The following is an 11,996-nucleotide window of genomic DNA, read 5'->3' on the forward strand; positions in this document are numbered from 1 at the left end:
AACTACACCATGAGAAAATACCTACTAGGCTTTACCTTGGCGTCTGGGATATGTTTTTCAACTAGCGCACAAGAAGCAGTCATTCCTGACTTTCCCATAACTCTGGAAACTGCTGTTGAAACCGCTCTGAATAACAACTTGACGCTAAAAAGAAGCGAGCTAAACCAACTTTCCACTGAAGCAACAGTTTTACAAAATAAAGGAGCGAGACTCCCTACATTATCAACTGGAGCAAGCACAGGCTTCCGCTGGGGTAGATCCATAAATCCTGCGAATAACCTGTTTGAGGTTGGAAGGATTGGGAATATTAACTTATCTGCCAACTCAAACATTTCCATCTATAGCGGTAGCCGAATAACAAATAATCTAAACCAAAGTAAGTTAAATTTAGAAGCTGGTCTTTACAACATTGAAGCAACTAAAAATGATATCACATTAAATATCATTAATTTGTTTATTAACGTGGTATTTAACAGAGAGCAAGTAAACATAGCAGAGAACCAACTGGCATCCACTACGGACCAATTGGCGAGAACAACCAAGCTTGTGGAAGCAGGATCTCTTCCCCTATCTGATCAATTAGACGTGCAAGCACAAAATGCGACCAACCAAGTGAATTTGGTAAATGCTCAAAACAATTATAATATTTCGAAGCTTAATCTTGCTCAGGCACTTCAGATCCCATTCACATCTGACTTTGCAGTGGTGGAGCCAGAGTTTGAAATAAATAAATTGCTAATGGCGACAGAGACACCTAAAGATATCTTCGAGACAGCTGTAGAGATCATGCCTGAAATAAGGGCGGCTGAGGTAAACATAGAAAGTGCGGCTTACGGGGTTAAAATTGCAAAAGGAGCGTATCTTCCTTCATTAGGATTAGGGGCGAATGTTTTCTCCAATTATGTAGATAAAGTAAGGCCAGACCAAGATCCTAGTTTCAATGGACAAATTAAAAATAACCTGTCCCAATCTTTAAACCTCAATCTTTCCATCCCCATTTTCTCCCAGTTTAATAATAAAGCATCATTGCAGCGCGCAAGAGTACAGCAGCAAATCTCTGAAGTAGCAGCGTTGGAAGTAGAAAATCAACTTCGAAATGAAATAGAAACTGCGTACAACAGCGCCTTAGCAGCACAGTTGACATACGAATCATCATTGATACAGGTTAGTAGTTTAGAAGAAACCTTCAGAATATCTCAGCAAAGGTTTGACCTAGGTGCAATCAATTCAGTTGACTTTCAGGTAGCGCAAAATAACCTTTTCAATGCACAAGCTAATTTGTTAAACGCTAAATACACATACATCTTCAGAGTAAAAGTTCTTGATTTTTACCTGGGCAATCCAATTAATCTTAACTAAATCATGGCTAATAAGAAATCAAATAAGCTATTGTATTACCTCGTAGGAGGAATAGTAGTACTCGTAATTTTTGCAGTGATCGCCCGGAATGCAGGTTGGGTCGGAGGAGATAAGGAAACTCAAGTGGAAGTAACCACAGCCAAGCGAGTTTCAATTGTGGAGAAAGTAAGTGCCTCAGGCGAAATCCAACCTGAAGTTGAGGTAAATCTTAGTCCAGACGTTGCTGGTGAGATTATCTCACTCAATGTACAAGAAGGAGACTCAGTATCCGTAGGTATGTTGCTAGTCAAAATTAGACCTGACAACTTTATCTCAGCATTGGACAGAACCAAGGCTAACTTCAATCAGCAGCAAGCTAATCTAGCTCAGTCTCGTGCCGCGCTACAGAGATCTGAAGCGCAGTTTACTCAAGCAGAGCAGAATTACAAAAGACAAAAAAGCCTTTACGAGCAAAAGGCAATTTCTGATTCAGATTTCGAGCAGGCTGAAGCAACCTTCATTTCTGCTCAGAAGGATCTAGAAGCTGCAAAGCAAAGTGTTAGAGCATCTGAATTTGTGGTGAAAAGCTCTCAGGCTTCAGTAGATGAAGCATCAGAAAACTTACGATTGACTAACGTGTATTCTCCGGTGAGTGGAATTGTTTCTAATTTATTGGTAGAGCAAGGAGAACGTGTAGTAGGGACTGCGCAAATGGCTGGTACGGAAATGCTAACTATCGCTGACCTTTCCAAAATGGAAGTGCGCGTGGATGTAAACGAGAATGATATCGTGAGATTGTCCTTGGGCGATACGACTATCATCGACGTAGATTCTTACAACTATACTGGTAAGACCTTCAAAGGAATTGTGACTAGCATAGCTAACACAGCTAACGTAAAAGCTTCATCAGATGCTGTGACGGAGTTTAAAGTCAAAATCAGAATTTTGAATGACTCCTATCAGGACTTGGTCAATGAAGGGAAAAAGTATCCTTTCCGTCCTGGAATGACAGCTTCTGTGGAGATTCTTACTAATTCTAAAAATAACGTACTCTCTGTTCCTCTAGCAGCTGTAACGACAAGAGAAAGCAAGCAGGATACTTTATTGGCAGGAACCACACGCGCCAAAGAATTAGTATTCATCAATGATGGTGGCGTAGCCAAATTGAAAGAAATAAAAACGGGTATCTCTGACTTTCAAAATATCGAGGTGTTAGAAGGATTAGAAGAAGGGGAGCAAATCATTTCTGGCCCCTACTTCATCGTGAGCAAAGACCTAAAAGAAGGTGATAAAGTAACTGCTGCAGAAGGGAAAATAACGGCCGTCAAGAAAGATTAAGCTATAATTTGCGGAGATTTTCCCCTATTAGTATTTTGGAATATGAAAAAATGCCCTGTGAATTGATTTTCACAGGGCATTTTCGATTAGGGAAAAATTGAGTATTTACCTCAAGATAAAGTAAAGAATGATTCAATCCATTACACCCATTTTTTCAATTGAGCATAGACTAAATGAAGCGGAAAGCCCATCACCGTATAGTAAGAACCCTCGATGCGTTCCACGCCTATAAATCCTATCCATTCTTGAATTCCATAGGCTCCTGCTTTGTCCATGGGTAGGTACTTGCGGATATAATGCCAGATTTCTTCTTCTTCCAGAAATCTAAAAGTCACCATCGTCTCATCCTCCAGAGTGATCTGACGAGCGCTATCTCTAATCGTCACAGCTGTCATCACCTTGTGGGTAGAACCCGACAGGCTCTTCAACATGTCAAATGCTTCCTCTTCAGTAGTAGGCTTTCCGAGCACATGCCCTGATGCTATTACCACAGTATCTGAGGTGATCAGAATTTCATTTTCAGTGAGCTGAGCTGTGAAGGAATCCGACTTCAATTTGGAAAGGTAAGCAGCGACATAGTCTGCTTGAATATCCTTCGGGACGGTCTCATCTACTTCATTAGTTCTGACATCGAATTCCACTTCCAAACCTTTCAAAAGTTCCTGACGCCTAGGCGAATTGGAAGCCAGAATAATTTTTCTGGTGGAGAGATTACTTAAAAAAGGATCCATAATCGTAATCAAATTCATCTTGTTTAATACTAGCGAAAAGCAAACCGCCCAGCGCCTTAGGGTAGAAATAGGTGGATTTCTGAGGCATCACCTGCCCACTCCTGCATACTTCTAACACCTGCTCCATCTCTAATTCTCTAGTGATCACTGCAAAACTTGCCTTGCCTGACCTTACCTCCTGAATACATCTAGAGAAGTTTCGCTCATAGGTAAGTTGATCTGAATTCCGCTGATCTGCTACCGGAATTCCTATTATTCTGTCAAAAAGAACTTCATGAAGAACTGCCAAATCCAGTACTCGAATGCTTTCGGGTAGCTGTTGATTGAACTCATTTATTTTTCCGGATTTCAACTTCAGCATATAGCTCTCCTCTCCCATCACTAGCCCAAAGGTATGTTGTTTGTGGAAAGCATAAGTACCCAACTCTTCCGGATCCGCAAATTTTTTCACCTCAAACCAATCTTGGATTTTAGTCAAGAAAAGCTCTTGAGTCATCTCCAGTCCATAAAACAACCGATGCGTGGGAAGGATCTTCAGATGATTACCACTGGTATTAGTTAGGTACATCAAGTGATATTCATAGCCCTTCCAGGTAGCTTCTGGCAATGTTCCTTGCATCGCTTTACGATACGCTATGGCTCCTTCCAGTCTATGATGCCCATCTGCTAGGATAACTTGTTTGTCTTTCAAAACTCGTAAAAAATGGCTGATCACCTCAGGGTCCTGAATCAATCCCATCACCTCTCGCACACCTTGATAATCTTCCAGCTCATAGAGAGGATTAAGAATTGCCTCATCCATGTAATGCTCTAATTGCTCATCGCAATCTTCATATAGCCCATGGGTAGGACTCGCTTGAATTTGAGTTTTGCGAAGCAATTCTATCCGGTCATTCACTGCAGAAGATATCGTATTCTCATGTCTGAGAATGACCTGGTCGCTCCAATCGTAGGCTTTTATCTGAGCAATAAATCCCTTTCTGCATCGCTCATCATGCTCACCTGGCAGTCGGAAATATTGGTAATAAACATAAATTCCAGGCTGTATGTCCTGCTGAATGATATGCGTTGATTTCCATTTAATCAGCGTTTCCAAGGCATTCTGAGCTGGATCCTCACCAGTTGGAACAGATAAATGAATACTGTTCAACGGATTTTCATAAAGTAACTGACGCTGACGTGCGGAGACCACATCAAATAAGGGTGCTGTCAATTCCTCCATTTTCGGAGTCAAAGACTCGGCATAGCGCCAAGCCTTTAATGGTAAAATCTCTGCCATCTTAGCGAAGTCTAGTTCTCCAAGCTGATTCTTGGGCAGACCTTTGTTCCGACTTCAAGCTTTCAGATGGCTTGTTTTTGACAAAGAATTCCACCGCCAAGGCGGAAAGCAACTCCATTTCAGCCTCTGTTATATGCTGAGCCAAAACGGCCGGTGTAAAATAATTTTCTACAAACTTCGTATCAAAAGCACCACTTACAAATGCTTCGTGCTGTATAGCAAATTTGCAAAAATCAAGGGTTGTCTGGATTCCTACGATCTTGTAATCATCAATAGCGCGTACCATTTTTTCTATGGCAGCATCACGGGTTTCGGCATACGTGATCAGTTTTGCTATCATCGGATCATAGTAAATGGGGATGTCCATTCCTTCCTCGAAGCCATCATCCACTCGGATTCCTGCGCCTTGGGGACGTCTGTAAGTTTCAAGCCTACCAATGTCAGGAAGAAAGTTGTTTTTAGGATCTTCTGCATATACACGAACCTCCAGCGCATGGCCATGGATCTTTAATTCTTCCTGAGAAAAAGAAAGCGATTTCCCCTCGGCAATTAGGATTTGCTCACGGACAAGATCTTTTCCAGTGATCATCTCAGTCACGGGATGCTCCACTTGAAGTCTGGTATTCATTTCTAGGAAAAAGAAATTCAGATCTCCATCTACTATAAATTCCACCGTTCCTGCTCCGTAGTAGTCACAAGCTTTGGCCACTCCTACCGCAGCTTCTCCCATGGCTTTTCTCATGGCTGGTGATACTACCGCAGAGGGAGCTTCTTCTATCAATTTCTGATGTCTCCTCTGAATAGAGCATTCCCGCTCAAACAAGTAAACCATATTACCTTGCTGGTCACCTAATACTTGGATCTCAATATGCCTAGGCGAGCTGATGTATTTTTCTATAAAAACCGCACTGTCACCGAATGAGGACTGGGCTTCACTGACCGCCCGATGCATTTGCTCTTCGAATTCCTCTTCGTTCTCCACGATTCGCATCCCTTTTCCTCCTCCTCCAGCACTCGCTTTGATCAGAATCGGATAGCCTATTTCATCAGCACGTTTTTTGGCCACCCCAATGTCCGAAATTGCCTGCTCGGTACCAGGTACAAGTGGGATATCGTACTTTGCCACTGCTTGTTTTGCAGCTAGCTTACTACCCATTACCTCTATTGCTTCCGGAGAAGGACCGATAAAAATCAACCCTGCCTGAGTTACTTTTCGAGCAAAATCTGCGTTTTCTGAAAGAAATCCATAACCTGGATGGATAGCATCCACCGCTAGTTCCTTACATACTTTAATTATTTTATCACCTAATAAATAAGATTTGGAGGATGCGGGTGGGCCTAAGCACACCGCTTCATCTGCGAAAAGTACATGTGGGGAAAGTCTATCTGCCTCACTATAAACGGCCACCGTGGCAATGCCCATCTCCTTAGCCGTGCGCATGATCCGCAAGCTGATCTCTCCTCTGTTTGCTACTAGTATCTTTTTAATTTTTGCCATTCTCTCTGGTATTATAAGCTATATTTTTGGGTTACGGCAAATAAAGAAAATATTCTGGGCTTTATAAAGAATCATTTGTTTCAGCGCGGTTTTTTGCTTGGCAGGCTTTAAAGTTTTATTTTTGGCGGGTTTAATGAACAGATCATTAAATCCCTTATCACTTAAATTCGAAACACTTTGGATCTATTTGCAAAATTAAAAATGAACATGGGCCCTTTGGGCAAACACTCGGAGTTTGCAGACGGCTATTTCTCTTTCCCAAAACTAGAAGGGGAAATTGCTCCAAGAATGAAATTTCAAGGGAAGAATGTTCTAACCTGGAGTCTAAATAATTACTTAGGCCTAGCAAATCATCCTGAAGTACGTAAAGCTGATGCAGATGCAGCCGCAGAATATGGTGCAGCTTATCCTATGGGTGCGCGTATGATGTCTGGCCAAACTACGCTACACGAACAACTTGAGGACGAATTGGCAGCTTTTGTCAACAAAGAAAAAGCCTATTTATTGAATTACGGATACCAGGGTATCATGTCTGTGATCGACTCGCTTCTTGATAGAAAAGATGTGGTAGTCTATGACTCGGAATGTCATGCCTGTATCATCGATGCACTTAGAATGCACTTGGGTAAGCGCTACGTTTTCCCTCACAACGATATAGAAAACTGCGAAAAACAGTTAGAACGCGCTACCAAACTAGCCAATGAAACTGGTGGTGGAATTCTTGTAATCACTGAAGGTGTCTTTGGTATGACAGGAGATCAAGGTAAGTTGAAAGAAATCGTTGAGTTGAAAAAGAAATTTGACTTTAGACTTTTGATTGACGATGCGCATGGCTTTGGTACCCTAGGTAAAACTGGAGCCGGTACTGACGAGGAACAAGGCGTACAAGATCAAGTGGATCTTTACTTCTCTACTTTTGCTAAATCTATGGCGAGTATAGGTGCATTTATCGCAGGTGATCCAGAGGTTATTTTGTACCTAAGATACAATATGCGTTCTCAGATCTTTGCCAAATCTCTACCAATGCTATTAGTGAAAGGTGCATTGAAGCGTCTGGAGCTATTGAAAACTCAGCCAGAACTGAAGGATGATCTTTGGAAAATCGTACATGCATTAAGAAAAGGTCTTCATGACAATGGATTCAGCACGGGAAAATCTAATTCTCCAGTGACTCCAGTTGTACTTAATGGAACTGTGGGTGAAGCAGCAGCTTTGACTCAGGATCTAAGAGAAAACTACGGGATCTTCTGCTCTGTAGTGATCTATCCTGTGGTACCTAAAGGCATGATTATCTTGAGATTAATTCCTACCGCTGTTCATACCTTAGAAGATGTGGAAGAAACAGTCACAGCATTTGCAGCGATAAAAGAGAAATTGACTAGTGGGTTTTATAAAAACTCAAAGTTGGCAATTTCATTTGGAGAGTAATTTTTTCTCAAAAAAAATGCCCTCAGGATTGATTTAGCAAGTATTTGGGCTATATTGAATGAAAATAAACTTATCATCAACTTCAAAAAAAACTTTTACTATGAGCAGATTCAGTGAGGTTAGCGAACTTGTAAACGGTCTAAAAGATGACTTTGAAAAGTTCTACGAAAAAGGTAATTCAGCAGCTGGTACCCGTGTTAGAAAAGGAATGCAAGACTTGAAAAACATGGCACAGGAAATTCGTAAAGAAGTTCAGGACAAGAAAAATGCAGGATAATCTGATCTAAAAAAAAGGCGACATTTAGTCGCCTTTTTTTATGCCTTCTAGTGAAGTTTAATACTCCACCTTATTATTATCCGGATTGATATCTGCTAGTCTGCTAGTCGGATCAATCTCGATTGATTTAATTGAATCAGCCTTCTTATTGATTCTGATCGTTTTTGTAAGATTAGTCCATGGCCAATCCTGAGAAATTATCCTCTGTGGAGCTCCCGCCTCTGCTGGCTTTTCCCCACGCATAATTTCCAGAGGCAAGTACACCATCTCTTTAGATCCATCCTTATAAGTGATCACCAGGTCTATAGGCATTGGCATCAGCCCTATGCGCTCTAGCGTTATGTCTGATTGATCACCTGCAGCTTTCATTTCTTTTATACCATAATCGATCGTCTTAGTGGTATAGACAAAGTACTCTTTGTACCAATCCAATTCCAATCCACTTTCCTTCTCCATGATTCGGATGAAGTCATTTGCATTAGGATGCTTGAATCCCCAAGTGTTCCAATAGCTAAGTATTCCCTTATCTCTAGCTTCTTCACCGATGATATACCCCATTTGAGCTAAAAACACTGCTCCTTTAGAGTAAGCTGCGGCACTATAAGATCCATTGGTGTCATAGTGATCACTATGTGTACTCATCGGTTCTTCTTTGCCTGATTTAGCCAATCTGAAATATCCAGCGTAGGAGCCTCTCAACGGGTTATCATTAGGTTTGAAGATCTCAGCCATGGTCAAAGCAGCAGCATAACTAGCAAAACCTTCATCCATCCATGGATATAACGCTTCGTTGGTAGCGATCACACCTTGATACCAGCTATGTCCAAGTTCGTGCGCCATCACACCCACCAGGCTACTTAGATTTCTACCACCAGTGACAAGGGTTGACATTGGATATTCCATCCCACCATCGCCTCCTTGAATCACAGAATATTGCTTGTATGGGTATTCGCCGAAATGCTCAGACATATACTCAATTGCCTTTGGCGTATAGTCCATTAGCTTCACCCAATTCTCAGTGACGTCAGGTGTAGGAATATACAAGTGATGAACTGTCACCCCATTATCCATCACTAATTTATCATGACGATATTTTGGATCAGCAGCCCACATGAAATCAGTTACTTTAGGAGCGTTGAAATGCCAGGTTAGTTTATCTCCTTTAGGTGGAGTCACTTTCGCACCAGCATCTTCATAGCCATGACCAACTTCGTTTGGATTTTGAACGTAGCCAGTTCCTCCTAGTACATAGGTTTTGTCAATAGTGATTTTGATATCAAAATCCCCCCAGATACCATAGAATTCTCGTCCTATGTAAGGGTTGGCATGCCATCCCTGCTCATCATACTCAGACATTTTAGGATACCACTGCGCCATAGAATATCTCACACCCTCAGCACTGTCTCTTCCTGATCTTCTGATCTGCACTGGCACTTGACCGGTGAATGACATGTCAAATTTCACGGTGGTATTTGGTAGAATTGGGGTAGATAGATCTACTTCCAAAATTGTCCCTACTTCATTGTAAACCACATCTTTTCCATTCATTTTCAGACTGTTTACTCTCAAGAAACCAATTTCATCAGGCTTCAATTTGCTGATGCGATCTCCTACTCTTCGGTCTGGATCAGCGATGCTTCTAGACCTCTCGTCCATCATACTTCCAGGCTGGAAAGCATTGAAGTACAAATGATAGAACACTCTATCTAGGGTGTCAGGAGAATTGTTGGTATAAGTCAATACTTGGGTACCTGTGTATTGATTAGTTTGGACATTCATATCGATGTCCATTTGATAACTAGCAGCTTGTTGGAATCTCCCCGTCTGGGCGAAGAGCCCGCTACTAAGTACCATCAAAAGAAAAAGCCCTGTGATAGGCTTTGCCAAATTAGTATGCATAGTGATTAATTTTTCCCTAAAGAAAATCAAATCACAAAACGAAGCCAAACCATCCGTAAAAAATCGTTTATACAGATTTGCCTGATGACAAAAAAAAAGCAACCTGAACGGCTGCCTTTAGATAATAATAAAACCAATGTTTTTTAAAAGTCAGGAGAACAAACACTCAGTTGCGAAGCATCAAATTCTACCGATGTATCGAAGTTGGATCCTACATTCCCAGCCACTAAGATCACTTGATAATCCGGTCCTTCGCTGGCTAAATGGACTTTGATGTGTCCATCAAAATTTTTCATTTCTTCAAAACTCAATTTATCCCCACTCATTAACTCTCCTAAAATTGTTTTGCTTTGGAGATCTGCGCCATTCACTGGATTCAGCATCAATGCCATCGGTGCTTCAGGGTCGGTATAACTACCGAAATGAAGGTGTGCAGGAAAAGATGTGGCTGAATTACTTTTGGCCCCTACCAGCTGTATCGTCAATTCTAGGTTACCATCTGTCAGCTCTTTGATTGTCACATTACCCGTATAATCAAACTCGCTAGTCTTATTTAACTCGTACTCCAGTTGCTTTCCATTATAAATCTCAGGATCAGATTCGCTACAAGACCAAACAGCTGCAAGTAAAATGATAGCAATACTTAACTTTTTCATAGGATTTGCTTTGACTTCTCAACGAAAAGATATGGAATTCTGTTCGACAATTATTGAAGTTTTTGGAACAATAATCAATTCTGAAGGACTAGTTTCCAGCGTATTAGTTTGCTCTCCAGAAGAAAGGAGTAAATAGAATCAACAGCGTGAATAGTTCCAATCTTCCCAATAACATGATTATTGAAAGGAAAATTTTGGCAGCAGGTGAGAAAAACGCAAAATTATCTACTGGCCCCACGCTCCCTATTCCAGGACCTACGTTCGCCAGAGATGTAGCCACTGCTCCTAATGATGTAGCCAAGTCATATCCCATCAGGGAAAGTGCTAAAGCACCCAACACAAATGTCAAGAGATAGATAAGCAAGAAATTCATGATATGCGTGATGATTCTCCCTGTTACTCGATCACCATTGATCATAAGCGGAACGATGGCTCGTGGATGCACAAGACGCTTGAATTCTAACCAGGAATTTTTGATGAAGGTAAGATGCCTTACAAACTTGATCCCACCGGATGTAGATCCTGCCGAGCCACCCAAAAACAACAGCATAAAACAAATAAATGTCACACCTTCGCTGTATTGAGTATAATCATCGGTGACAAAACCTGTAGTCGTCACTATAGAAACCACCTGAAATAGCGACTTTCTAAAAGCTAGTTCATTGCTGACTCCACCGTGTGCAAAAATCGGGTAATACAAAACTATCGCAATCGCTAACAGAGCAAAGCTGTAGGTTTTGAACTCATCACTTTTAAACACTCTTCTGAATTTTCCGATCAAACCGAAATAAATAACGGTAAAGTTGGTTCCCGCCAAAAACATAAAAATGATGGCTACATATTGAATAAAAGCAGAATCATAATAGGCCATGCTGTTATTCTTGGTAGAGAAACCTCCCGTAGCCAGCGTGGTGAGGGCATGATTGATTGCATCAAAGTAAGTCATCCCACCTATCCAGTATAGAAGCGTCGCCAGGACGGTTAGTCCTACATACACATACCAAAGTCTTTTGGCTGTTTCAGATATTCGGGGATGAACCTTGTCAGAAGTCGGTCCAGGAGATTCTGCTACAAATAGCTCAATACCGCCAATTCCCAATAAGGGAAAAATAGCCACTGTCAAGACGATGATACCTAGTCCGCCGATCCACTGGGTCATACTTCTCCAGAATAACAAACCCTTTGGCATGGCCTCAATATCTGTTAAAATCGAGGCGCCAGTGGTGGTAAGTCCTGACATCGTTTCAAAGAGTGCATCTTCGAAACTCACAATCTGATTGCTCAAAATATAGGGAAGCATACCAAACCCAGCCATGAAAATCCAGCTTAAAGCCACGATAAGGTAACCTTCTCGCTTACGGATATTCTGATCTTGTTTAGAAAAAGAAAAGAAAAGCGTGACACCAATGATCATCGTGATCACTGCCGAAGTCAAAATAGGCCAAGGATCCTCTTGGTAATACACTGAGAAAATAACGCCTGGAAGCATCAATAGGGCGATGAGCACCAAAAGGGCACCCATGATCTTTCCTATTTCTTTGAAATGAATCAT

The 11,996-nt window shown here is 41.5% G+C and carries 10 protein-coding genes; 4 read left to right on the plus strand and 6 right to left on the minus strand.

Annotation, left to right across the window (positions count from 1 at the left end; translation table 11 throughout):
• The first annotated feature begins 9 nt into the window (after window positions 1–9).
• Both ABJH64_RS01250 and ABJH64_RS01255 read left to right on the plus strand, forming a co-directional pair.
• Window positions 10–1,359, plus strand: a complete 1,350-nt coding sequence (locus ABJH64_RS01250; protein WP_348275842.1) for a TolC family protein — start codon at window positions 10–12, stop codon at window positions 1,357–1,359.
• 3 nt (window positions 1,360–1,362) lie between these two features.
• Window positions 1,363–2,676: an efflux RND transporter periplasmic adaptor subunit gene (locus tag ABJH64_RS01255; RefSeq protein ID WP_348275841.1), complete on the plus strand. Its 1,314-nt coding sequence runs from the start codon at window positions 1,363–1,365 to the stop codon at window positions 2,674–2,676.
• Between the two features lie 140 nt (window positions 2,677–2,816).
• On the opposite strand, the gene ABJH64_RS01260 is transcribed toward ABJH64_RS01255, so the two are convergent.
• The 3 genes from ABJH64_RS01260 to ABJH64_RS01270 are packed head-to-tail and all read right to left on the minus strand — an operon-like array spanning window position 2,817 to window position 6,184.
• Window positions 2,817–3,407: a Maf family nucleotide pyrophosphatase gene (locus tag ABJH64_RS01260; RefSeq protein WP_348299406.1), complete on the minus strand. Its 591-nt coding sequence runs from the start codon at window positions 3,405–3,407 to the stop codon at window positions 2,817–2,819.
• Complete coding sequence (locus ABJH64_RS01265) at window positions 3,388–4,686, minus strand: DUF1015 domain-containing protein (protein ID WP_348275839.1); 1,299 nt, start codon at window positions 4,684–4,686, stop codon at window positions 3,388–3,390. Before ABJH64_RS01265 ends, ABJH64_RS01260 begins: the two co-directional genes overlap by 20 nt.
• Window position 4,687: 1 nt before the next feature.
• Window positions 4,688–6,184: an acetyl-CoA carboxylase biotin carboxylase subunit gene (locus ABJH64_RS01270; RefSeq protein WP_348299407.1), complete on the minus strand. Its 1,497-nt coding sequence runs from the start codon at window positions 6,182–6,184 to the stop codon at window positions 4,688–4,690.
• Between the two features lie 177 nt (window positions 6,185–6,361).
• Here ABJH64_RS01270 and ABJH64_RS01275 point away from each other — a divergent pair, with 177 nt between their 5' ends.
• Complete coding sequence (locus ABJH64_RS01275) at window positions 6,362–7,612, plus strand: aminotransferase class I/II-fold pyridoxal phosphate-dependent enzyme (RefSeq protein WP_348274640.1); 1,251 nt, start codon at window positions 6,362–6,364, stop codon at window positions 7,610–7,612.
• Between the two features lie 100 nt (window positions 7,613–7,712).
• Window positions 7,713–7,889 carry a histone H1 gene (locus ABJH64_RS01280; protein ID WP_348274641.1) on the plus strand — a complete coding sequence of 59 codons (177 nt, stop codon included), beginning with the start codon at window positions 7,713–7,715 and terminating at the stop codon, window positions 7,887–7,889.
• A 57-nt stretch (window positions 7,890–7,946) separates the two neighbouring features.
• Here ABJH64_RS01280 and ABJH64_RS01285 read toward each other — a convergent pair whose 3' ends face one another.
• From ABJH64_RS01285 to ABJH64_RS01295, 3 genes are all read right to left on the minus strand, one after another.
• Window positions 7,947–9,788, minus strand: coding sequence for a M1 family metallopeptidase (locus tag ABJH64_RS01285; RefSeq protein ID WP_348334662.1), 1,842 nt, complete (start codon window positions 9,786–9,788; stop codon window positions 7,947–7,949).
• A gap of 143 nt (window positions 9,789–9,931) precedes the next feature.
• Window positions 9,932–10,444, minus strand: coding sequence for a hypothetical protein (locus tag ABJH64_RS01290; protein WP_348274643.1), 513 nt, complete (start codon window positions 10,442–10,444; stop codon window positions 9,932–9,934).
• Between the two features lie 103 nt (window positions 10,445–10,547).
• Entirely contained in the window at window positions 10,548–11,996 is a 1,449-nt protein-coding gene (locus ABJH64_RS01295; protein ID WP_348274644.1) for a potassium transporter TrkG, read from the minus strand.

This window comes from Algoriphagus sp., from assembly GCF_039969895.1.
Classification (GTDB): Bacteria; Bacteroidota; Bacteroidia; order Cytophagales; family Cyclobacteriaceae; genus Algoriphagus.